Annotated in this window: 23 protein-coding genes and 1 tRNA gene; 7 read left to right on the top strand and 17 right to left on the bottom strand. The window is 60.0% G+C overall.

From position 1 onward, the window contains the following. Positions 1 to 149: 149 nt before the first annotated feature. The 5 genes from ACRY08_RS12790 to ACRY08_RS12770 all read left to right on the top strand — a co-directional run bounded on the left by ACRY08_RS12790 (position 150) and on the right by ACRY08_RS12770 (position 5,118). Entirely contained in the window at positions 150 to 1,076 is a 927-nt protein-coding gene (locus ACRY08_RS12790; protein ID WP_432450340.1) for a CPBP family intramembrane glutamic endopeptidase, read from the top strand. A gap of 31 nt (positions 1,077 to 1,107) precedes the next feature. Continuing rightward, the gene (gene accD / locus ACRY08_RS12785; protein ID WP_432450339.1) at positions 1,108 to 2,115 is read left to right on the top strand and encodes an acetyl-CoA carboxylase, carboxyltransferase subunit beta; all 1,008 of its coding nucleotides are present in this window, start codon (positions 1,108 to 1,110) and stop codon (positions 2,113 to 2,115) included. A gap of 32 nt (positions 2,116 to 2,147) precedes the next feature. Next, complete coding sequence (locus ACRY08_RS12780; protein WP_432450614.1) at positions 2,148 to 3,386, top strand: bifunctional folylpolyglutamate synthase/dihydrofolate synthase; 1,239 nt, start codon at positions 2,148 to 2,150, stop codon at positions 3,384 to 3,386. Between the two features lie 242 nt (positions 3,387 to 3,628). Then, a complete protein-coding gene (locus ACRY08_RS12775; RefSeq protein ID WP_432450338.1) occupies positions 3,629 to 4,258 on the top strand; it encodes a rhodanese-like domain-containing protein in 630 nt (209 codons plus the stop codon). Then, positions 4,255 to 5,118, top strand: coding sequence for a LysM peptidoglycan-binding domain-containing protein (locus ACRY08_RS12770; RefSeq protein ID WP_432450337.1), 864 nt, complete (start codon positions 4,255 to 4,257; stop codon positions 5,116 to 5,118). Before ACRY08_RS12775 ends, ACRY08_RS12770 begins: the two co-directional genes overlap by 4 nt. A 74-nt stretch (positions 5,119 to 5,192) precedes the next feature. On the opposite strand, the gene zapE is transcribed toward ACRY08_RS12770, so the two are convergent. Next, entirely contained in the window at positions 5,193 to 6,281 is a 1,089-nt protein-coding gene (zapE, locus tag ACRY08_RS12765) for a cell division protein ZapE (protein ID WP_432450336.1), read from the bottom strand. A gap of 97 nt (positions 6,282 to 6,378) precedes the next feature. On the opposite strand from zapE, the gene ACRY08_RS12760 reads away from it, so the two are divergent. Then, the gene (locus ACRY08_RS12760; RefSeq protein WP_432450335.1) at positions 6,379 to 7,620 is read left to right on the top strand and encodes an MFS transporter; all 1,242 of its coding nucleotides are present in this window, start codon (positions 6,379 to 6,381) and stop codon (positions 7,618 to 7,620) included. A gap of 185 nt (positions 7,621 to 7,805) precedes the next feature. Here the strand turns inward: ACRY08_RS12760 and ACRY08_RS12755 are convergent, their stop codons facing one another. Beyond that, a complete protein-coding gene (locus ACRY08_RS12755) occupies positions 7,806 to 8,264 on the bottom strand; it encodes an Lrp/AsnC family transcriptional regulator (RefSeq protein ID WP_432450334.1) in 459 nt (152 codons plus the stop codon). 162 nt (positions 8,265 to 8,426) lie between these two features. On the opposite strand from ACRY08_RS12755, the gene ald reads away from it, so the two are divergent. Further along, positions 8,427 to 9,545: an alanine dehydrogenase gene (ald, locus tag ACRY08_RS12750; protein WP_432450333.1), complete on the top strand. Its 1,119-nt coding sequence runs from the start codon at positions 8,427 to 8,429 to the stop codon at positions 9,543 to 9,545. 92 nt (positions 9,546 to 9,637) lie between these two features. Here the strand turns inward: ald and ACRY08_RS12745 are convergent, their stop codons facing one another. From ACRY08_RS12745 to pyk, 15 genes are all read right to left on the bottom strand, one after another. Beyond that, entirely contained in the window at positions 9,638 to 10,048 is a 411-nt protein-coding gene (locus tag ACRY08_RS12745; protein ID WP_432450332.1) for a CBS domain-containing protein, read from the bottom strand. Further along, positions 10,045 to 10,398 (bottom strand): P-II family nitrogen regulator, encoded by a 354-nt coding sequence (locus ACRY08_RS12740; protein ID WP_432450331.1) that lies wholly within the window; start codon positions 10,396 to 10,398, stop codon positions 10,045 to 10,047. The genes ACRY08_RS12745 and ACRY08_RS12740 overlap by 4 nt, the downstream gene beginning before the upstream one ends. Further along, positions 10,395 to 11,177, bottom strand: a complete 783-nt coding sequence (locus tag ACRY08_RS12735) for a DUF1538 domain-containing protein (RefSeq protein WP_432450330.1) — start codon at positions 11,175 to 11,177, stop codon at positions 10,395 to 10,397. Before ACRY08_RS12735 ends, ACRY08_RS12740 begins: the two co-directional genes overlap by 4 nt. After that, positions 11,177 to 11,917, bottom strand: a complete 741-nt coding sequence (locus tag ACRY08_RS12730) for a DUF1538 family protein (protein WP_432450329.1) — start codon at positions 11,915 to 11,917, stop codon at positions 11,177 to 11,179. The genes ACRY08_RS12735 and ACRY08_RS12730 overlap by 1 nt, the downstream gene beginning before the upstream one ends. A 180-nt stretch (positions 11,918 to 12,097) precedes the next feature. Next, positions 12,098 to 12,174 (bottom strand) — tRNA-Met (locus ACRY08_RS12725). Between the two features lie 142 nt (positions 12,175 to 12,316). Next, positions 12,317 to 12,748, bottom strand: coding sequence for a large conductance mechanosensitive channel protein MscL (mscL, locus tag ACRY08_RS12720; RefSeq protein ID WP_432450328.1), 432 nt, complete (start codon positions 12,746 to 12,748; stop codon positions 12,317 to 12,319). Positions 12,749 to 12,878: 130 nt separating this feature from the next. Further along, positions 12,879 to 13,328, bottom strand: coding sequence for a YtoQ family protein (locus tag ACRY08_RS12715; RefSeq protein ID WP_432450326.1), 450 nt, complete (start codon positions 13,326 to 13,328; stop codon positions 12,879 to 12,881). A 48-nt stretch (positions 13,329 to 13,376) separates the two neighbouring features. Then, the gene (gene pheT / locus ACRY08_RS12710; protein WP_432450325.1) at positions 13,377 to 15,773 is read right to left on the bottom strand and encodes a phenylalanine--tRNA ligase subunit beta; all 2,397 of its coding nucleotides are present in this window, start codon (positions 15,771 to 15,773) and stop codon (positions 13,377 to 13,379) included. Further along, entirely contained in the window at positions 15,770 to 16,072 is a 303-nt protein-coding gene (locus ACRY08_RS12705) for a hypothetical protein (RefSeq protein ID WP_432450323.1), read from the bottom strand. Before ACRY08_RS12705 ends, pheT begins: the two co-directional genes overlap by 4 nt. After that, positions 16,073 to 17,146 carry a phenylalanine--tRNA ligase subunit alpha gene (pheS, locus tag ACRY08_RS12700; RefSeq protein ID WP_432450321.1) on the bottom strand — a complete coding sequence of 358 codons (1,074 nt, stop codon included), beginning with the start codon at positions 17,144 to 17,146 and terminating at the stop codon, positions 16,073 to 16,075. A gap of 77 nt (positions 17,147 to 17,223) precedes the next feature. Then, positions 17,224 to 17,679 carry a GNAT family N-acetyltransferase gene (locus ACRY08_RS12695; protein ID WP_432450320.1) on the bottom strand — a complete coding sequence of 152 codons (456 nt, stop codon included), beginning with the start codon at positions 17,677 to 17,679 and terminating at the stop codon, positions 17,224 to 17,226. A 106-nt stretch (positions 17,680 to 17,785) separates the two neighbouring features. Then, complete coding sequence (rplT, locus tag ACRY08_RS12690) at positions 17,786 to 18,151, bottom strand: 50S ribosomal protein L20 (RefSeq protein ID WP_432450318.1); 366 nt, start codon at positions 18,149 to 18,151, stop codon at positions 17,786 to 17,788. 14 nt (positions 18,152 to 18,165) lie between these two features. After that, positions 18,166 to 18,366, bottom strand: coding sequence for a 50S ribosomal protein L35 (gene rpmI / locus ACRY08_RS12685; protein WP_371169578.1), 201 nt, complete (start codon positions 18,364 to 18,366; stop codon positions 18,166 to 18,168). 139 nt (positions 18,367 to 18,505) lie between these two features. Continuing rightward, positions 18,506 to 18,733: a hypothetical protein gene (locus tag ACRY08_RS12680; protein ID WP_432450317.1), complete on the bottom strand. Its 228-nt coding sequence runs from the start codon at positions 18,731 to 18,733 to the stop codon at positions 18,506 to 18,508. A gap of 52 nt (positions 18,734 to 18,785) precedes the next feature. Beyond that, on the bottom strand, positions 18,786 to 20,225 hold the full coding sequence (gene pyk / locus ACRY08_RS12675; RefSeq protein WP_432450316.1) for a pyruvate kinase: 1,440 nt from the start codon (positions 20,223 to 20,225) through the stop codon (positions 18,786 to 18,788). Between the last annotated feature and the right edge of the window lie 83 nt (positions 20,226 to 20,308).

Here is a 20,308-nt window from a genome sequence, read left to right as displayed (position 1 = left end):
CACGCCTTCCACAGAAAGCTTCCAGTCGGATACAAGACCATCCCAGCCAAAACAAGGTTGCCGGGGGGCCAAGCTTCCCCCTGTTTCCAGCTTGCAGCGGGTCCGCACGCTTGCCATCATGGCGCGATCAAACCGCAAACGAGTGGCACATGACCCGCCCAAATGACTTCTGGACCCCCGCCCTGCCCCGCATTGAGCTGTGGCGCAGCCTGGTCGGGCTTGCCCTGATCCACGCCTGCTTTTTCGCAGCGACCTTTGGCATCATCCTTGTCGCGGGCAAAATCATGGGCCGCCACCCGGCCGTTGTCGTGGATGGCAATACGCCTGCAGATGCCGCAGCGTTTTTCCTGACTTTTCTGGGATATCACGCCGGGCTTTGGGTGACGCTTCGCCTTCTGCACAAGCGCGGCTTTCGCAGTTTGTTCGGCCCGGCGCGCCATATCGGCTGGCGACATTTCACAAACGGCGTGGCCATCGCGCTTGGCGTGGTCGTGTTGGCGATGATCCTTGGACAGCTGCAGGAATTGCTGCTGCCACCAGAATTGCCCACACCGTCAGAAATCGACCCCGCGCGCGATGTGGGGACATGGGCAATGTGGCTTCTGCCCGCCTGTGTGCTGGTTTTCGTGCAGATCATGGCCGAAGAACTGGTTTTCCGCGGATACCTTCTGCAACAACTGCGCGCCCGGTTCCGCACGATCTGGCTTTGGGCGATCTTGCCCTCGGCCCTGTTCGGACTGCTGCATTTCGACCCCACCACCTATGGGGTAAATGCCTATTATTATGTGCTCCACACAACTGTCGTGGGCATCGTTCTGGCATTGGTCACGCTACAGACGGGCAATATCGGAGCGGCTGCCGGGCTGCACTTTGGCAACAACATCTCGTTGGTCCTGGTTGGAAATACCGGCAGCCTTGAAGGCTTTTCCCTTTTCCTTGTGCAGGTTGACCCGATGAGCCCCGTGATGGGGCACTCGATCCTTGTGCAAACCGGGCTGGTGGTGATTGCCTATCTGGTCTGGCGGCGGTTGACCCAACGCAAAGCCCCAATTGCAAATACCGCCAAGGCGGACTAACTAAGGCCAAACGCATCAAGGAAGAACGGCGATGAACTGGATTTCGAACTACGTCCGCCCCCGCATCAACTCGCTTTTCTCGCGCCGCGAAGTGCCCGAGAACCTCTGGACCAAGTGCCCGGAATGCGGAACGATGCTGTTTCACCGCGAATTTGCAGAAAACCAGAATGTCTGCACCAATTGCGATCACCATATGGCGATCACTCCGCGTGACCGTTTTGCGGCCCTGTTTGATGGCGGTATCTTCACCGAGATCGACGTGCCTGCCCCCGTCGATGATCCGCTGCAGTTCAAGGATCAGAAGAAATACCCCGAACGCATGAAGGGCGCGCGCAAAAACACTGGCGAACGCGAAGCGATGCTGGTCGCCGAAGGCGAAATCGGCCGCACCCCCATCGTCGCCACGGCACAGGATTTCAGCTTCATGGGCGGGTCCATGGGCATGTATGTCGGCAACGCGATCATCGCCGCGGCTGAACGCGCCGTGGCCCAAAAACGCCCTCTGGTGCTGTTTTCGGCAGCCGGTGGCGCACGCATGCAGGAAGGCATTCTGTCACTGATGCAAATGCCGCGCACCACCGTGGCTGTGCAGATGCTGAAAGAAGCAAACCTGCCCTATATCGTTGTCCTGACCCATCCGACCACCGGCGGAGTGACGGCCTCTTACGCGATGCTGGGTGACGTGCAGATTTCCGAGCCCAACGCCCTGATCTGTTTTGCAGGCCCCCGCGTCATCGAACAGACCATCCGCGAGAAACTGCCAGAAGGCTTCCAGCGCGCCGAATATCTGCGCGATCATGGCATGCTGGATCGGGTCACCCACCGCAAGGACATGAAAGACGAACTTGTCACCATCCTGCGTATGCTGACCGGCCAACCGCCTGCGGTGAAAGGCGACCTGCCCAAACCCGAGGCAAAACCCGCAGACGCACCTGCTGACGGCGCAGGCAAGACCGCCGACGACAGCGCATCCGGGCAAAAGGCCGATGCGCAGGCCGAGGCCGACAAAGCGCCAAGCCCAAAGGCTGACGAAACGTGAGCGCCACAAGCTCGGACGTCATCCTTGAACGGATGATGTCTTTGCACCCGAAGATCATCGACCTGACACTGGACCGCGTTTGGCGGCTGTTGGCGGCTGTGGACAATCCGCAGGATCGCCTGCCCCCGGTCATTCACCTTGCAGGCACAAATGGCAAGGGCTCGACGCAGGCCATGCTGCGCGCGGGCCTCGAGGGCGCTGGTCAACGCGTTCACGCCTATACCTCGCCACATCTGTCCCGGTTCCATGAACGCATCATGCTGGCTGGAAAGCTGATTTCCGAGGCGGCGCTGACCGAGGTGCTGGATCGCTGTTACGCGGCAAATGGCGGCGAGAACATCACCTATTTCGAGATCACAACGGTCGCAGGCCTGATGGCCTTTGCCGAAACGCCGGGGGACTACACCCTTTTGGAAACCGGGCTTGGCGGGCGGCTCGACGCCACCAATGTGGTCGAAAAGCCCGCACTGACCGTGATCACCCCCATTTCGATCGACCACACGCAATTCCTTGGCGAAACCCTGACCGAGATCGCTGGCGAAAAAGCCGGCATCCTGAAGCGCGGCGTGGCTTGCGTGGTTGGCCCGCAACCTGACGAGGCGCTCGAGGTGATCGAGGCCCGTGCTGCGCGACTTGGCTGCCCGCTTTTCGTATATGGCCAACATTGGCACATGTGGGAAGAACGCGGGCGACTGATCTTTCAGGATGAAAACGGGCTTCTCGACCTGCCGCTGCCCGCCCTGATCGGCCCGCACCAGATCGAGAATGCAGGCGCCGCCATCGCCGCTTTGCGGGTGCTTGGATGTGACGAGGCCGCCTGTGAGGCGGCCATGCGGGACGTCACCTGGCCCGCGCGCATGCAGCGGTTGAAAACCGGGCCGCTGGTTGACGCGGCTGGCACGGCAGAGCTGTGGCTGGATGGCGGACATAACCCGGCCGCCGGTGAAACGCTGGCCAAAGTGCTAGGCGACCTTCCCAAGCGACCGACACATCTGATTTGCGGTATGCTGAACACCAAGGACATCACAGGATACCTGCGCCCGTTGGCGCAGGTGGCTGACAGCCTTACGGCGGTCTCCATCCCCGACGAGATGAACACGCTGCCCGCCGAAGAGACTGCTGAACACGCCCGCGCCGTGGGCCTGACCGCACAGGAGGCACCAAGCGTCGCCCAGGCGCTGGCCGCGTTGGTCACCGCCGAACCTCAGGCGCGCATCCTGATTTGCGGCTCTCTCTACCTGGCCGGGAACATCCTGCGCGAAAACGGCTAAACCACTCAATTCTCGATTGTGATCACAAAATTTTTTTCACAGGCGAAGCAATCCGCACATCAACAATGCGACTCAACCCCCCGGAAAGAATCAGTTTTTTCCAGCCCCACCGAATCATCAAATGATTCGCGCAAAATGTTGACGAAATAATGATTTAGCCGCTATATATGGGTCATTCTACAGGCAAAGTTCGCATCAAGTGGACAGACCTGTCGAGCAGTACATAAAGGCTGGGGGGTCTCATGTATAGGTGGCTTGGGGGCGCCCTGGCGGCGCTTGTGATCACAAGCATTCCTGCGACGGCGCAGGATGTTGGCATCACGTCAGAAATGAAAAGCGCAAGCTTCTCGATCCGAGGAGCCACGAAAGAGATCTCTCGAAATCAGGACGTAGACAATCGGCTTTCGCCCGAGTTCACAAAAACATCGCGCCCCTGTCCTCCTTTCTGCATCGCACCGATCGCAGCCGATGATGGCGTGGCGACACTGGGCGAGCTGGAAGTTATCGAATTTCTGAAAACGAAAGCATCGGACGGGTCAGGTCTTCTGATCGACAGCCGCGTGCCTGAATGGTTTGCCAAAGGCACCATTCCCGGCGCGGTCAATGTCCCATTCGCGACCGTCGATGCCAAAAACCCCTATCGCGACGAAATCCTGAAGGCGCTTGGCGCCGTGAACACCGGAAACGGCTGGGACTTTGATGGCGCGCTTGAGCTTGTTCTGTTTTGCAACGGCCCATGGTGCGAACAAAGCCTGCGTGCGATCCACAGCCTGCGCGCAGCCGGCTACCCCGCTGAAAAACTGGGATATTACCGAGGCGGCATGCAGGTCTGGATACTTCTTGGCCTGACCGTGGAGAAACCAAACACATGAGCCTGATCCAAGACACATACCGCATTCCGCTGATCGTTGGCGGCTTCACTTTCGGCGTGACGGCTTTGGTTTTGTTGCAGCCGGGGCAGAGCGCGAAGGACACACGACAGGTTGCATTGCCCGCGCCGTCTCAGGCGGCCTCGACATTGACAGAGGTGACGCAGCTGTCCGCGCAGGTCGCACCCGCAGCCGCGCAGCCTGTCATCGTGCCCAAGGCGGAAACGCCAGCGATGCTGAACATGACCAATTCGGTTCTGGCCGGGCTTGGCGTGACGACACCGGACACATCGCAAGACACGTCCATCGCGGGTGCGTCCGGGGGGGCCGCAAATGGCGACATGCGCGACCTGACCTCGTCGGTTCTGGCCGGTTTGGGGCAGGTATCTGGCACCGCTGCAAGCGATGCCCCCGCCACCAACCTTCAGGGCCTGATCGCACAAGCCCTGAACGAAGGACAAACCGACGCCTATATCACCGCACTTCTGGATGAAGCCTTTGACCGCGGCCTGATCGAAGCCCCCAAGGCGCTGACCACGGAAGATGGAGGCGTCGACACGGCCACTTTGGTCAGCCAGTTGGCACGCGCGGCGTCAGGCGCCAAACCCAAACGCCCCGAGGCACAAGCTCTGGTCGGCGGCCCGGGCGTGGAAGTGCGGGTTGTGCAGGAAGCCGGCAAGACCGTGCAATACAACTTCTACACCGTTCAGCAGGGCGACAGCCTGGGTGCCATTGCGCATAAGTTTTATGGCGATGCGGCAGAGTTTACCCGTATTTACGAAGCCAACCGCCGCTTCTTGCCCAGCCCTGACCGGATTCGCGTGGGCCAACGCCTGAGCATTCCCGCGCTGAGCGACGTCTGACGCGCGCAAACAAGTTACCGGGCAGGTAGGGGTCGCTGAACGGGCGGCCCCACTTAGTTTTGAAGCGCCCGTTTTCAAGCGCCCGCGTCGCCCCAATCCTTATCCTGCATCTCGCGCAGACGGCTGGCTGTGCGTTCAAACTCGAACGACCCCTCGCCTTCGACATAGAGCATCTCGGGCGCAGCAGCGGCTGATGCGATCAGGCGGACCTTCGCCTCGTAGAGCGCATCAATCAGCGTGACGAAACGTTTCGCTTCGTTGAAGTTCGACCGGCCCAGACGCGGGATGTCTTCCAGCACCAAAAGCTTCACCGCATTGGCGACGGCCAAGTAGTCGCCCGGTCCAAGCATGGCACCGCACAGGTCGTGAAACCCTGCCCTTGCCGCGCCATTCCGATAAGCGGGCAGGACCACATCGCGCCCCTTCACGGTCAATGTCAGCGGCTCGGCCTCTCCGCCAGAGAGGTCCTTCCAGATCGCATCAATCGCAGTGCGGGCCGCGGCGTTGGCCGGGGTGAAATACACCTGTTCCCCTGACAATCGGTCTTGCCGGTAGTCATTGGGGCTGACCAGCTCGTGCACCACCATCTGATCCTTCAAAAGCGCGATGAAGGGCAGGAAAAGCTGTCGGTTCAACCCGTGCTTATAAAGTTCATCCGGGTGCCGGTTCGACGTGGTGACAACCACGACACCTGCCTCAAACAGCTTCTCGAACAGGCGGCCGACCAGCATGGCATCCGTGATGTCCGTGATCTGCATTTCATCAAAGGCAAAGAGTTTCACATTTGCGGCGATGCTGGCTGCAACGGGCTCCAGCGGGTCATCCACACCGGTCTTGCGCGCTGCCGCCATGCCTTCATGAACTTCCTGCATGAAGGCATGAAAATGCACGCGGCGTTTTGCGCTGGTTTCAAGACTGTCGACGAACAGATCCATCAACATCGACTTGCCGCGCCCAACACCGCCCCAAAGGTAAAGCCCCTGCGGCACCTCTTCGGGTTTGGAATGAAACAGCCCCCCCAAGATGCCACGTTTGCGCACCGGGGCAGCGTCCAGATGGGCGCGGATGTCTTCGAGCGCGGGCAGGCAGGCCTCCTGCGCCGGGTCTCGGGTGATCTCGCCTGCATTGGCGAGGGAGTCGTAGGTCTGGATCAGATTTGCCATGGGGTCTGATAAAACGCCGCGTCACATAAGAAAAGGTGAACTGTCCCATCAAAAAGCAGGAATTGACCAAGCGTGGCGATTGCCAGACATTAACCAGATGACAGAGACACGCGCGCCCCTCATCACCCCCGTCCTTGTGGCGGGTTGTTTGATCATCCTCGTCAGCTTCGCGATCCGCGCAAGTTTCGGCGTGTTTCAAATTCCAATTGCGACCGAGTTCAATTGGCCACGCGCCGAGTTTTCGCTGGCCATCGCCATTCAGAACCTTGCATGGGGGATCGGCCAGCCGATTTTCGGCGCCATCGCCGAGAAGATGGGCGACCGCAAGGCAATCATCATGGGCGCGCTGATTTACGCGGTTGGGCTGGTGGCCAGTTCAGCAGCCGTGACGCCCGAGGCGCATCAGGCGCTGGAAGTGCTGGTTGGGTTCGGCATTGCGGGCACGGGTTTCGGCGTGATCTTGGCCGTCGTCGGCCGTGCGGCCAGCGACGAGAACCGCTCGATGTCTTTGGCAATTGCCACGGCAGCGGGATCGGCCGGACAAGTGTTTGGCGCCCCGCTGGCGGAGTTCATGTTGTCCGTGATGAGCTGGCAGGATGTGTTCCTGATCTTTGCCGCCGCCATCGTGGCGACACTTGCGCTTTTGCCTTTGATGAAAACCGAAGAGGTGGCCTCGAAATCCGAGCTTGAAGAAAGCATGGGGCAGATTCTTGTGAAGGCCTTCAAAGACCCAAGCTATACGCTGATCTTCCTGGGGTTCTTTTCCTGCGGCTATCAACTTGCCTTCATCACCGCGCATTTCCCGGCCTTCGTGACCGAGATGTGTGGGGCGATTGACCCATCGGGCACGCTGGCGGCGGTGGGCGTGTCGACCACATCGGCCTTGGGAGCAATCTCGATTTCGCTGATTGGGTTGGCAAATATCGCGGGCACCTTGTTGGCCGGGTATTTGGGCAAGACCTATTCCAAGAAGTATCTTCTGGCGGCGATTTATACGGGGCGGACCATTGTCGCGGCCTTGTTCATCCTGATGCCCATCACGCCGACCTCTGTTATCCTGTTTTCGATTGCCATGGGGTCTTTGTGGTTGGCAACGGTGCCGCTGACCTCAGGTCTGGTCGCACATATCTATGGCCTGCGTTACATGGGCACGCTTTACGGGATTGTTTTCTTCTCGCACCAATTGGGCAGCTTTCTGGGCGTTTGGCTTGGCGGGCGCATGTATGATGCTTTTGGCGATTACACCTTCGTGTGGTGGATTGGCGTTGGGGTCGGGGCGTTTTCGGCCATCGTGCATTTGCCGGTGAAGGAACAGCCCCTGAAGCTGCGTACTGCCTAAAGCGCTTCGAGATTAAGTTGGATCACAAGTTGATTTCGAAACGCTTTAAGGGGCGCTGCCCCTCGCCTCTTCGAGGCTCACCCCGAGGTGCTTCTGACAAGAAAATGGGAAGCGCCACCGCCGAGGCGCAGCCTCGGCCACGCCCAAGCCCGACTGGCCGGAAGGTCATAGGGCGCGGGAGCGCTTCAAACCGGCAGGGCGGTGGTTTTGAACACGGTACGCAGGGCAAAACTGGATTGCATGCCCTGTACGCCGGGTAGCCGGGCGAGGTATTGACGGTGGATGCGGGCAAAGTCCTCGGTATCCTGCGCCACCACTTTCAGCAGGTAGTCCGCCGTGCCGGCCATAAGGTGGCATTCGAGCACATCCGGAACCCGCGCCACTTCGCGTTCGAACGCATCGAGCACCTCATCGGCCTGGCCGGACAGGGTGATTTCGACAAAAACGGTCGACGGGCACCCCATTTTACGCGGATCAAGAAGGGCAACGTAGTCGCGAATAAAGCCCTCGGCTTCGAGCCTTTGCACCCGACGATGGCACGCAGAGGGTGACAGGTTCACCTTGTCAGACAGGTCTGCGTTAGACATGCGACCTGTACGTTGGAGCACCCCAAGGATGCGGCGATCTATACTGTCGAGTTCCATTTTCGCACACGCTCCTTGCGCACATTCATTCTTTAACAGGATAATCTTCGAAACTATCTAGCTTATCCGGTGCATCTTTTCAAAGCAATTGCGCAGGGAACGCCGCAAGATCAGGGGCAGGAAACACAACTTCCCGCCAACAGGGACCAAGGAGGAACCCCCATGCTGATCGGATGCCCGAAAGAGATCAAGCCCCAGGAATTTCGCGTCGGTCTGACGCCCGCTGCCGCTGGTGAAGCCATCGGTCGTGGTCATTCCGTGATTGTTGAAACCAATGCCGGTGCCGGCGCAGGTTTTTCCGACGAAGACTACACCGCAGTGGGGGCCACCATTCTTGGCACCGCTGAAGAGGTTTTTGCGAAAGCCGACATGATCGTGAAGGTGAAAGAGCCGCAAGCGGTTGAACGCAAGATGCTGCGCGAAGGTCAGCTTCTGTTCACCTATCTGCACCTCGCACCCGACCCCGATCAGACCCATGACCTGATCGCTTCCGGCGCGACCTGCATTGCTTATGAAACCGTGACAGACCGCAATGGCGGCCTGCCGCTCTTGGCCCCGATGTCCGAAGTTGCCGGTCGTCTGGCCCCTCAGGTCGGGTCGTGGACACTGCAGAAGGCCAATGGTGGCCGCGGCGTTCTGATGGGGGGTGTACCCGGTGTTGGCCCCGCCAAGGTTGTTGTGATCGGCGGCGGTGTCGTTGGCACCCACGCGGCCAAGATCGCTGCTGGCATGGGCGCAGATGTGACTGTGCTGGACCGGTCTCTGCCGCGCCTGCGCTATCTTGATGACGTCTATGGCGGCACGTTCAAGAACCAGTATTCCACTGCGGCGGCCACGGCCGAGCTGATCACCACCGCTGACATGGTCATCGGCGCGGTTCTGATCCCCGGTGCTGCTGCGCCAAAACTGATCAGCCGTGATCAGCTGTCGACCATGAAACCCGGTGCGGTGCTGGTGGATGTGGCCATCGACCAAGGCGGTTGCTTCGAGACATCGAAGGCCACCACCCATGCTGACCCGATCTATGAAGTCGACAACGTGATGCATTACTGCGTGGCCAACATGCCGGGCGCCGTTGCCCGCACATCGACCATCGCACTTGGCAACGCCACCTTGCCCTTCATGCTGTCACTGGCTGACAAAGGCTGGAAAGAGGCCTGTGCGGCCGATCCGCACCTTCTGAACGGTCTGAACGTGCACGCAGGCAAGCTGACCTATGCAGCCGTGGGCGAAGCCCTTGGGCTGGACAGCATCACCGGTGAAGAGGCGCTGAAAATCTGATCCTCCCGTCAGGTTTCAACGCGAAAGCCCCGCCATCTGGCGGGGCTTTTTCTTTGCGCTGTGTCCTGTGAGAGATTCGGCGCGGATCAGGATCAGGCTTTCGACTGCCCGTCGCGAAATTCGCACATCGACATATCGCGCAGGTCCGCGACGCCGACCAGAGTGTCCCCTTTGCAGACAATCGCATGTTCAACGCCCAGCCGGGTCATCAGGCGCAGCGCATAGCGCACCTGCATGCCCGCAGAGATGGTCAGGGCGGGCTTTTCCATCACCTCGTAGACACTGACCCGTTGCGGGTTACGGTTTTTCGCAAAAATCTCACGGGCAATCATGCCGATGGTGATCAGACCGTATTCGTCCTGCGGGTCACGCTTGTCGATCACCAGAGCATTGCGCCCGGTCTCTTCCATGATTGCCAGTGCCTTTCGCACGGATGAAAGCCCGTCGATCACATGGGCCTGCCGCATGGCATCGCGGGTCTGAATGGCTTCTGTTTTCGTCATAGCTCATCCTCCTGCAAAGACGACCGCATGGCGGCGACCTGTGTTTCCAACCCAATGGCATCTTCGATATCCAGCTGGAAGGTGACCCCGCTGCCCGGTTCCTCAAGGAATTTGCCGGCACTGGCGACGGCTTCAAGGATGTCCGTGGCTTTGTGCTCTTCGACCAGAAACAGGGCCATATCGCGCTGCCCGGCAACGGTCAGGCCCAGGAAGGTCTTCTTCTGCCTCAGCCCCTCTCCGCGCACGCTGGTGATCACGGTGGCGCCGGTGGCACCGGCCGCACGGGCCGCGTCCAGCACCTCGTCGGTTTTGGCGTCCTGCACCAGGGCGATGATCAGTTTGAACTTCATGGCGCATCCTTTCTTTCGCCGTCCTGCGGCAGAGTATCGGGTTCATGGCGCGATTGCCACGCGACGAATTGAGCGTAGCCCATCACGGTGATCATGGGGAACAGGCTGGCCAAAGCGACAAGACCGAACCCGTCCAGCACGGCGCTGCGCCCCGGCACGGTCGAGGCAAGCCCCAGCCCAAGTGCCGCCACCAAAGGCACGGTCACGGTCGAGGTGGTCACCCCCCCGCTATCATAAGCCAGTGGCACAATCATCTTCGGCGCAAACATGGTTTGCACAATCACGATCACATAGCCCGCGATCATGTAAAAATGCAGCGGCGTGCCTGTGACGATCCGGTGCGTGCCCACCACAAGGCTGAGCGCCACACCGAAGGCCACCGCCAAACGCAACCCCCACGCACTGACCGCGCCGCCTGACACATCACGCGCCTTCATGGCCACGGCAATCAAGGACGGTTCGGCGATGGTCGTCGAGAAACCGATGGCAAAGGCAAAAAGATAGGTCCAGCCGTGGCGGGTCCAATCGGCGGGGTCACCGATGAAGTCAGGCGCGGTCAACTGGCGAGCCATGCTTTCGCCAATGGGAAAGAGCGCATATTCAAGGCCAAAGAGGAACAGCCCCAGTCCCAGCACCACATAGACACTGCCCAAGAGCACTTGTGGCAGATGCGGCACTGGACGACGCAGGACCACAAGTTGGAAGAACAGCAAAATCACTGCGATCGGCAGAATGTCCAACACGGTCGAGGCGATGGTGCGCAGTAGATCCAAAAGCATCACCATGTTCCCACGATCCCGAAGCCAAGCACGAAGATGATCGGCAGAAGGCTGGCAAAGGCCACCAGACCGAAGCCATCCACCATCGGGTTGCGCCCCTTGATCACGCTGGCCAGCCCCACGCCCAGCGCCGTGGTCAGCGGCACCGTGACGGTTGATGTGGTCACCCCACCGCTGTCATAGGCAATGCCCACGATTTCGGGCGGCGCAAAGCCCGTCATCACCACCACGATCACGTAGCCGCCAATAATCAGATACTGGATCGGCCATCCCAGCAGAATGCGCAGCACACCAATGACAAGCGAGGTGCCCACTGCCGCCGCCACCGTATAGCGCAATGCGTCAGCATAGCCGTTCTGCGCCGCCTCATCGGCCGCAACAGCACCAATGTCGGACATGGTGCGCGCGGCCTCTCCGCTGACGGCAATCAGGGCGGGTTCTGCCACCGTGGTGCCAAAGCCCAGCGCAAAGGCGAAAAGCAGAAGCCACGTCAGGTTCCCCTTGTTGGCGAAAGCGTCAGCCAGGCTTTCGCCCAGCGGGAACAACGCCAGCTCCAACCCGCGGATGAACACCGCAAGCCCCGCCATGACAAACAAGAGCCCGATGATTTTCATGGATAAATCGTCAATCGGCTGGCGCAGCACCCAAAGCTGAAAGATGGCCACCACGCCCACAATCGGCGCAAGGTCCCGTGCTGTTTCCAGCGTCAGGCGGGACAGGGCTTTGATCTCGGCTAGCATGGGGCGCGCTCGGTCCTCTGGATTTTTGGGGCTATGGGCAGCCTTCTCATGTCTGTGTAAATTATATGTGGAAACGCGTGGGAAATGCACCCGTCCCCAACCGGAAATCGTGCGCCAGACACAAAAAAACCCGGCGCGTAGCCGGGTCGTCGTCCTTGGTGCCGTGGGCTGGACCGGATGTGGTAGCGTGGGGCGGACTTGAACCGCCGACCCCAGCATTATGAGTGCTGTGCTCTAACCAGCTGAGCTACCACGCCATCTCACATCGGTGGTCCGAATATTCCGGCGCGTGGCTGGTGTCAAACGAAAAACGCGTATTTTTCGACCCGCCCCGGAAAAAGGCAAAAGAAAAGGGCACCCGTGGTCGGGCGCCCTTCTGCAATCGGATGTATTCCCCGATTATTTCTTCAAGGCATCGCGAATCTCGGTCAGAAGGTCCAGTTCGCTCGGCCCCGCCGGAGCCTCTTCTGCCGCGACCTCTTCTTCCTTGGCGGCGGCTTCCTTGGCTTTGTTTACATAGCGCACCAACATGAACACCACCCATGCGATGATCAGGAAGTTGATCACGGCCATGATGAAGGCACCATAGGCAAAAACCGAAGCACCGGCCTCTCGCGCCGCTTCAAGCGACGTGCCGGCGGCGACCTCGCCCGCAAGCACCGCATATTTGTTGACGAAATCCACGCCACCGGTAAATAGCCCGATGATCGGGTTGATCAGGTCGTCGACCATGGATTTGACGATCGCGGTGAACGCCGCACCGATGATGATACCAACGGCCATATCCATGACATTGCCCTTGGCGATGAAATCCTTGAACTCTTGAAGCATATTGTCCCCATCTATCTTTCAGGTCCTGCGCTACGCATGACCCTGTTCGCATTGATAGCAAACATACACGGACTTCGCGCATTTTGTGGGGGAAAAAACAAAAACCCGTCACCACAAGTTGACGTGCAAGTCAGCCGGGCAATGCTCCGCTTAGAACGTAGCTAAGGATTTCAACAACTTGAGCGGGCTCACGGGCCACGGCCAACGCCGCGGCATCGACCTCTTTCAAGGCGTGGTCATGTTCAGGCATCTGCAGGATGATCAGCGATTTTCCCTTGGCGGCGGCATAGCCTGCGTCAAAGGCGGCATTCCACTGGCGGTATTTTTCGCCAAAGCGCGCGACGACGACGTCTGCGTCCTCGATCCCTTTGCGGGTGCGGATCGCATTGATCATCGCGCCTTTGTGGTCGTGCCAGTATTTGTTGGGCTCTTCGCCCAGAATGGCCACGCCGCAATCGTCCGAGGCATCGTGATCCGTCACAGGGGATGAGAAACTCACATCAAGCCCCTTCGCGCCGTCAATGATCTGCTCGCGCCAATCGGTGTGGATTTCGCCGGAAAGGTAAACGTTCAGGGTCATGGCTGTTCTCCGAATGGAAACGCGGCCCCGAGGGACCGCGCTTTGGATTTATCCGCGCAGGCTGCCGCCTGTCGCCTTCTCGACCTTCTGGACGATCTTCTGGCTAACCGCCTCGATGTCCTTGTCGGTCAGCGTCGCGTCACGCGGTTGCAGGCGCACGGTGATGGCGAGGGACTTCTTGCCCTCACCCAAGCTGCCGCCGATAAACTCGTCAAAGACGTTTACATCGGTGATCAGCGCCTTGTCGGCACCCGCGGCGGCATTCACCAGATTGATGGCTTCAACATCCGCATCCACAACGAAGGCAAAGTCACGCTCGACCGGTTGCAAGTCCGACGCGCCCAGCGCCGCGCGGCCCGTGCCTTTGGCTTTCGGGAAGGGCACTTTCGCCAGATGCACGGCGAAGGCCACAACAGGGCCTTTCACGTCCATCTCGGCGATGGTTTTCGGGTGCAGCTCGCCAAACGCGCCAAGGATGTTCTTCGGTCCCAGACCCAGCTTGGCCGAACGACCCGGATGCCACCACGCATTCATGTCGCGCACGAAGGTCAGTTTAGCCGGCGCGCCGATGGCGCTCAGCACCGCTTCGACATCTGCTTTGGCGTCATAGGTATCAACCGGGCGACGTGCACCAAAACGGTCGCGCGGGCCGGTGTGTCCGACAAGAATACCTGTGACCATCTGTTCGTACTCATCCGGCTCACCGCCGTGGAAGACGGGGCCAACTTCGAAAAGCGCCAGATCCATGAAACCGCGCGCTTGGTTGCGGGCAGCGGCTTGCAACAGACCGGGCAGCAGCGAGGGGCGCATATGGCTCATTTCCGACGAGATCGGGTTTGCCAGTGCAACGTTGTCTCCACCAGTGCCGAAGCGTTCCGCACTCGCCTGATCAATGAAGCTGTAGGTCACACATTCGTTGTAGCCCAGCGCCGCCACAGTGCGCCGCGCAATGCCTTCGCGCTTTTGCATGGGCGTCAGGATCGCCTTGGGCACGCCCACATGGGTGCGCGGCAGCGGCTTGCCGACCAGCTTGGTCAGCGAGGCGACACGAGCCACTTCCTCGACCAGATCGGCCTCGCCCAGCACGTCGGGGCGCCACGACGGCACATGGGCCATGTCGCCCTCCAGCGTGAAGCCCAGCGCGGTCAGGGTCTTGCGCTGCTCATCGGCAGGAATGTCCATGCCCACCAGCGACTGAACACGGTCCGTGTCGAGCTTATAGGCGCGGGCCACGTCCGGCACTTCGCCAGCGGTCACCACGTCCGAAGCCTCGCCCCCGCAGAGATCAAGGATCATCTGGGTCGCGGCCTCGATGGCCGGGGCGTTGTAGTTGGGGTCAATGCCGCGTTCGTTGCGATAGCGCGCGTCCGAGTTGATCTTCAGCGCACGACCGGTTTTTGCGATCTGTATCGTGTCCCAAACAGCGGCCTCGAGGAAGACATTGGTGGTTTCCTCAGTACAACCCGTGGGCAGACCACCCATGATGCCACCGATGCTTTCAACGCCTTCCGCGTCCGAGATCACAACGGCGCCCTCGGGGAAGGTGTATTCCTTCTCGTCCAGCCCTATCAGGGTCTCGCCGCCCTTGGCGCGATGCACGCGCAGATCGCCTTTGACCTTATCCGCGTCAAACACGTGCAGCGGGCGGTTCATGTCGTAGGTGAAGAAGTTGGTGATATCGACAAGGGCCGAGATCGGGCGCAGCCCAACAGCCTTCAGACGCACCTGCAACCACGCAGGCGACGGGCCGTTCTTCACGCCTTTGATCAGACGCCCCATGAAGACAGGCGCATCGTCGCGCGTGTCATCGTCAATGGTCACGTTGATCGGGCTGGGGCCGGTGCCCTGAACCTTATGTTCTTTCAGAGGCTTCAACGTGCCCAGACCACGGGCGGCCAAGTCGCGCGCAATGCCGCGCACGCCCAGCGCATCGGGGCGGTTCGGGGTGATCGCAATCTCGATCACCGGGTCGACTTTGGTCGGGTCATTGGCGGCCAGCCAGTCGACGAAACGCTCACCCACTTCGCCCGAAGGCAGCTCGATGATGCCGTCATGTTCGTCCGACAGCTCCAGCTCGCGCTCGGAGGCCATCATGCCGTGGCTTTCGACGCCGCGGATTTTGCCGACCGAGAGCGTCACGTCGATGCCGGGCACATAGTCGCCGGGTTTCGCCAGCACCACGGTGATGCCCTCGCGCGCGTTCGGCGCACCGCAAACGATCTGCTTTTCGCCCTCGTTCGTCTCGACCGTGCAGACGCGCAGACGGTCGGCGTCGGGGTGTTTCTCGGCCGATTTGACCTTAGCGATGGTAAAGGCGCCCAGACGGTCCATCGGGTTGAAGATATCCTCAACCTCGAGCCCCAGATCGGTGCAGGCCTCGGCGATCTCATCGACGCTCGCGTCGGTGTCGAGGTGGTCTTTCAGCCAGGAGATGGTGAATTTCATTGTGATTTCTCTTTCTGCCCAAGCAAAATGAGCTTCTTTATTCTGAGCGAGGTTTCTAGCTGATCCGCTTTCTCTTCCGCAGCTCGTTTATTTTTTTTCGAGGCGTGATGGTATCCAGGCAAAATAAATATCCAGCCTACCGGGTAAAATGCGAACGCCCACACTCCCAATAAAGCGGGTAGAAAGGTCAGTATTAAACCGATAGCAAGCAAGGCATATTCCCAGCGCTTCGGATTGACTGAAACCTTGCGATCCCACCAATCCCAATACGCCGCCATATAAACCTGAAGAGCGTACACTTACCTACTCAGCCCCCCACGCATGGTCGGCACGTCGAGCGAGCTGAAGCCATAGTGGCGCAGCCAGCGCAGGTCGCTGTCAAAGAACGCGCGCAGGTCGGGGATGCCGTATTTCAGCATGGCCAGACGGTCGATGCCCAGACCGAAGGCGAAGCCCTGCCAGTCGTCGGGGTTCACGCCTGCTGCCGACAGCACTTTCGGGTGCACCATGCCGGAGCCAAGGATTTCCATCCAGTCGTCGCCCTCGCCCAATTTCAGGGTGCCGCCTTCCCACGAGCAGCGAATGTCGACTTCGGCCGACGGCTCGGTGAAGGGGAAGTGCGAGGCACGGAAGCGCAGTTCGATGCCGTCGATTTCAAAGAACGCACGGCAGAATTCCTCGAGCGTCCATTTCAGGTTCGCCATCGAGATGTCTTTGTCGATCGCCAGCCCCTCGACCTGATGGAACATCGGGGTGTGGGTCTGATCATAGTCCGAGCGATAGACGCGGCCCGGTGCAATCACGCGGATCGGCGCGCCGGTCTTCTCCATCGCGCGGATTTGTACCGGCGAGGTGTGGGTGCGCAGCACGTGCGGCGGGCGGTTGTCGCCTTCGTCGCGGTGCATGTAGAACGTGTCAAACTCCTGCCGTGCGGGGTGGTGCGGCGGGATGTTCAGCGCATCAAAGTTATACCAATCGCTTTCGATCTGCGGACCTTCCGCGACCGAGAAGCCCATGTCGCCGAAGATGGCCGAGATTTCCTCGGTCACCTGGCTGATCGGGTGGATGGTGCCTTGGCGCGCGGGGCGGCCCGGCAGGGTGACGTCCAGCCATTCGGTGCGCAGACGTTCATCAAGGGCGGCATCCGCCAGCGCGGATTTCTTGGCGGAAATGGCCGAATTGATCTCGTCCTTCAGGGCATTCAGCGCAGGTCCGGCCACTTGCCGTTCCTCGGGCGTCATCTTGCCCAGCTCGCGCATTTTCAGGGCCACTTCGCCCTTTTTGCCGACCGCCTGCACGCGGATATCTTCCAGAGCCGCCTCGTCAGCGGCCCCACCGATTGCGTCCAGATATTTTGTTCTGAGCTCGTCCATCTCGGTCCCTTTGCTTCGCACCGCTTCCAGCTAGCGAATGCGGGGCAAAATGGCAAGCGCAGGGCGGTGTTTGCGGGTCAGGACGGGTCGCGTTTTGCGTATTTGATGAAGGGGGTGCGGGTGGCAACCTTGTCGTAGAGCATCCGGCCTTTGTAGTTGAACTCCTGCGTGAGCCAGTAGACGTCGGGAATGCCCGCGGCTTTGGCGCGTTCATGCACGGCCTCGATGAGCTGGCGGCCCACGCCGCCACCGCGGCAATCGGGGCTGACATAAAGGTCCATCAGATAGCAGGTGTCCTCGATGGACCACAGGCGGCGGTGGAAAAGGTAATGGGTCAGGCCGACCGCCACGCCATCCTGTTCGGCAATCAGCCCGGCAAATTCATGCGGATCACCAGACAGCAGCCGTTCAAACGCGGTGTCATAGACCGCGCCCGGCAACTCGGTTTCATAATAGGCCAGATAGGCCTGCCAGAGCTGGTCCCAGGCGGGGCGGTCAGCCGCGACAAGCGGGCGGATTGTCAGGTCGGACATGGGTGGCTCCTTTTTCGGGGGAGCCTAGAGCATTTCGATACTGCATTAAAAAGAAAAAGCCGCAGAGAGACCCCTGCGGCTTTGATCTTTCAAACTGAACGGGCGCTTAGGCGGCCAGAGCAGCCTGTGCTTTTTCAACGATCGCGGTGAACGCTTCGGGTTCGTGCACGGCCAGGTCGGCCAGAACCTTACGGTCCACTTCAACGCCAGCCAGGTTCAGGCCGTTGATGAAGCGCGAGTATGTCAGGTTTTCGTCATGCGAACGCACGGCTGCGTTGATCCGCTGGATCCACAGCGCACGGAAATTGCGCTTGCGGTTCTTGCGGTCGCGGGTTGCGTATTGGTTCGCTTTGTCGACGGCCTGACGGGCAACCTTGAAGGTATTCTTACGGCGACCGTAGTAGCCTTTTGCGGCCTTGACGACTTTCTTGTGACGGGCGTGGGTTGTGGTTCCACCTTTAACGCGGGACATATCTGTATCTCCTCTTAGCGGTCGTAGGGCATGTAGCCCTTGACGATCTTAGCGTCGGGGGCGGACAGAGCGGACGTGCCGCGTGCGTTGCGGATGAATTTCTTCGTCCGTTTGATCATTCCGTGCTGTTTGCCAGCCTGGGCGCCCATGACCTTGCCGGTCGCGGTCACCTTAAAGCGCTTTTTGGCGCTTGATTTGGTCTTCATCTTGGGCATTTCCGTCTCCTTCGTGGGTTCGGTTTCTACACGACTCGGCATGCCACTTAAGCCGGTCGCGCATGAAGTGCGGCATATAGGAGAAATTCTGCGGGCAGGCAAGAGGTTTATTTCACGCGATGCCCCTTGCCACAAAGGCTCAGCGTAAAAAATATCCGATGACCGAATAGATCACGCCGGGGATTTCCTCAAGCGTGTAGCCGCCGGGCTTTTGCATCACGGCCAGAACGATCAACCCGCCGCCGATCAACACCATGATCGAGGCCGCGCGGGGTGCACGCCCTTCGCTGAGCGCCCCGGCAATCGCGGGCAAGGACAGGACCAGAACGGCCAGCCCGATAACAAGGTAAAGGTCATGTGTCAGCATCTGGCCCCTCGGCGCAACTCATTAAGCTGCACCAAGGGTAACACATAATTTGTCAGGTTGCGTAGATCATCTTCTCGTCGCAGGGCGCGACGCGCAAAATGTTGGTGGTGCCGGGAACATTGAACGGCACACCGGCGGTGACGACAATCTGGTCGGTTTCCTCGGCAAAGCCCGAACTGCGCGCCGCGCGCGCGGCGGACACAACGGCCGCCTTGAACCGTTCGACCTCGCCCGAGGTGACAAAGCAATTGGTGCCCCAGCTTAGACAAAGGCGGCGGGCCGTGCCCACCAGAGGTGTCAACGCAATAATCGGCACGCGGGGTCGTTCGCGTGCAGTCAAAAGCGCCGTGGTGCCCGATTGGGTGAAACAGCAGATCGCCTTGATGTCAGTGGTCTCGGCAATTTCACGGGCAGCGGCCACGATGGCATCATTGATGCCCGACCGGCTGGCCACGCGCGAGGCTTCGACCTGTTCGCGGTAGGTGTCATCGCCTTCGACTTCGATTGCGACAGCGTTCATGGTCGACACGGCCTCGATCGGGTATTGTCCGGCGGCGCTTTCCGCCGACAACATCACCGCATCCGTGCCGTCGTAAATGGCATTCGCCACGTCAGACACCTCGGCCCGCGTGGGCATTGGGCTTTCGATCATGCTTTCCAGCATCTGCGTCGCCACGATCACCGGTTTTCCTGCGCGGCGGCATCGGTGGATCAGACGTTTCTGGATGGGGGGCACGGCGTGAACCGGCAGCTCGACACCAAGGTCCCCACGCGCAACCATGATCCCGTCAGAGGCCTTGAGGATGGCATCAAACGCATGAACGGCGGCGGGTTTTTCAATCTTGGACAGGATCGCGGCGCGACCTTCCGCCAACACGCGCGCCTCTTCCACATCTTCGGGACGCTGCACGAAACTAAGCGCCAGCCAATCGACACCCAGCTGGCAGGCAAATTCCAGATCGGCGCGGTCTTTGTCGGACAAAGCGGCCAACGGCAACACCACATCCGGCACATTCACCCCTTTCCGGTCCGAGATCGTGCCACCCACTTCCACAACACAATTCGCGAAATCTGGGCCGCACTCCTGCACTTTCAGGCGCAGCTTGCCGTCATTGACCAATAGCGTCGATCCGGGTTCGAGGGCTGCAAAAATCTCGGGATGAGGCAAGCAAACGCGGTGTGCATCGCCCGGCGCCTCGTCCAGATCAAAGCGGAAATCCTGTCCCTCTTCGATCTCGACCGCCTCGCCCGCGAAAACACCGCAGCGCAGCTTTGGTCCCTGAAGGTCAGCCAGAATGGCAATCGGGCGGTCCAGATCCTTTTCGACCTGCCGTACGATCGCATGGCGCGCGCGCTGTTCATCGTGGGAGCCATGGGACATATTCATGCGGAACACATCTGCGCCCGCTTCGAACAAGGCCCGGATGGTGTCATAATCGCCCGAGGCCGGTCCAAGGGTGGCGACGATCTTCACATTGCGATGGCGTCTCACTGCGCGCATCTCCTTCTCTGTCTCTCTCACGTAGGGTCAGGTGCTTTGTGCCTGATAATGTTAGCGCTGACAACTGGCACTTC

Source organism: Aliiroseovarius marinus (assembly GCF_050881025.1).
Lineage (GTDB): Bacteria > Pseudomonadota > Alphaproteobacteria > Rhodobacterales > Rhodobacteraceae > Aliiroseovarius > Aliiroseovarius marinus_A.
The sequence above is the reverse complement of the archived record's forward strand: the minus strand, read 5'-3'. Positions and strand labels throughout refer to the sequence as shown.

What these genes read in the sequence shown, in the direction of transcription:
- ACRY08_RS12775 (WP_432450338.1), top strand. Translation starts at nt 3,629, where the DNA reads ATGTATAGGTGGCTTGGGGGCGCCCTGGCGGCGCTTGTGATCACAAGC.
- rpmI (WP_371169578.1), bottom strand. Translation starts at nt 18,366, where the DNA reads ATGCCCAAGATGAAGACCAAATCAAGCGCCAAAAAGCGCTTTAAGGTG.
- pheT (WP_432450325.1), bottom strand. Translation starts at nt 15,773, where the DNA reads ATGAAATTCACCATCTCCTGGCTGAAAGACCACCTCGACACCGACGCG.
- ACRY08_RS12770 (WP_432450337.1), top strand. Translation starts at nt 4,255, where the DNA reads ATGAGCCTGATCCAAGACACATACCGCATTCCGCTGATCGTTGGCGGC.
- rplT (WP_432450318.1), bottom strand. Translation starts at nt 18,151, where the DNA reads ATGTCCCGCGTTAAAGGTGGAACCACAACCCACGCCCGTCACAAGAAA.
- ACRY08_RS12695 (WP_432450320.1), bottom strand. Translation starts at nt 17,679, where the DNA reads ATGTCCGACCTGACAATCCGCCCGCTTGTCGCGGCTGACCGCCCCGCC.
- ACRY08_RS12730 (WP_432450329.1), bottom strand. Translation starts at nt 11,917, where the DNA reads ATGCTAGCCGAGATCAAAGCCCTGTCCCGCCTGACGCTGGAAACAGCA.
- pheS (WP_432450321.1), bottom strand. Translation starts at nt 17,146, where the DNA reads ATGGACGAGCTCAGAACAAAATATCTGGACGCAATCGGTGGGGCCGCT.
- ACRY08_RS12735 (WP_432450330.1), bottom strand. Translation starts at nt 11,177, where the DNA reads ATGCTTTTGGATCTACTGCGCACCATCGCCTCGACCGTGTTGGACATT.
- ACRY08_RS12780 (WP_432450614.1), top strand. Translation starts at nt 2,148, where the DNA reads ATGATGTCTTTGCACCCGAAGATCATCGACCTGACACTGGACCGCGTT.
- ACRY08_RS12760 (WP_432450335.1), top strand. Translation starts at nt 6,379, where the DNA reads ATGACAGAGACACGCGCGCCCCTCATCACCCCCGTCCTTGTGGCGGGT.
- ACRY08_RS12755 (WP_432450334.1), bottom strand. Translation starts at nt 8,264, where the DNA reads ATGGAACTCGACAGTATAGATCGCCGCATCCTTGGGGTGCTCCAACGT.
- ACRY08_RS12790 (WP_432450340.1), top strand. Translation starts at nt 150, where the DNA reads ATGACCCGCCCAAATGACTTCTGGACCCCCGCCCTGCCCCGCATTGAG.
- ACRY08_RS12745 (WP_432450332.1), bottom strand. Translation starts at nt 10,048, where the DNA reads ATGACGAAAACAGAAGCCATTCAGACCCGCGATGCCATGCGGCAGGCC.
- accD (WP_432450339.1), top strand. Translation starts at nt 1,108, where the DNA reads ATGAACTGGATTTCGAACTACGTCCGCCCCCGCATCAACTCGCTTTTC.
- zapE (WP_432450336.1), bottom strand. Translation starts at nt 6,281, where the DNA reads ATGGCAAATCTGATCCAGACCTACGACTCCCTCGCCAATGCAGGCGAG.
- ald (WP_432450333.1), top strand. Translation starts at nt 8,427, where the DNA reads ATGCTGATCGGATGCCCGAAAGAGATCAAGCCCCAGGAATTTCGCGTC.
- ACRY08_RS12680 (WP_432450317.1), bottom strand. Translation starts at nt 18,733, where the DNA reads ATGCTGACACATGACCTTTACCTTGTTATCGGGCTGGCCGTTCTGGTC.
- mscL (WP_432450328.1), bottom strand. Translation starts at nt 12,748, where the DNA reads ATGCTTCAAGAGTTCAAGGATTTCATCGCCAAGGGCAATGTCATGGAT.
- ACRY08_RS12715 (WP_432450326.1), bottom strand. Translation starts at nt 13,328, where the DNA reads ATGACCCTGAACGTTTACCTTTCCGGCGAAATCCACACCGATTGGCGC.
- ACRY08_RS12740 (WP_432450331.1), bottom strand. Translation starts at nt 10,398, where the DNA reads ATGAAGTTCAAACTGATCATCGCCCTGGTGCAGGACGCCAAAACCGAC.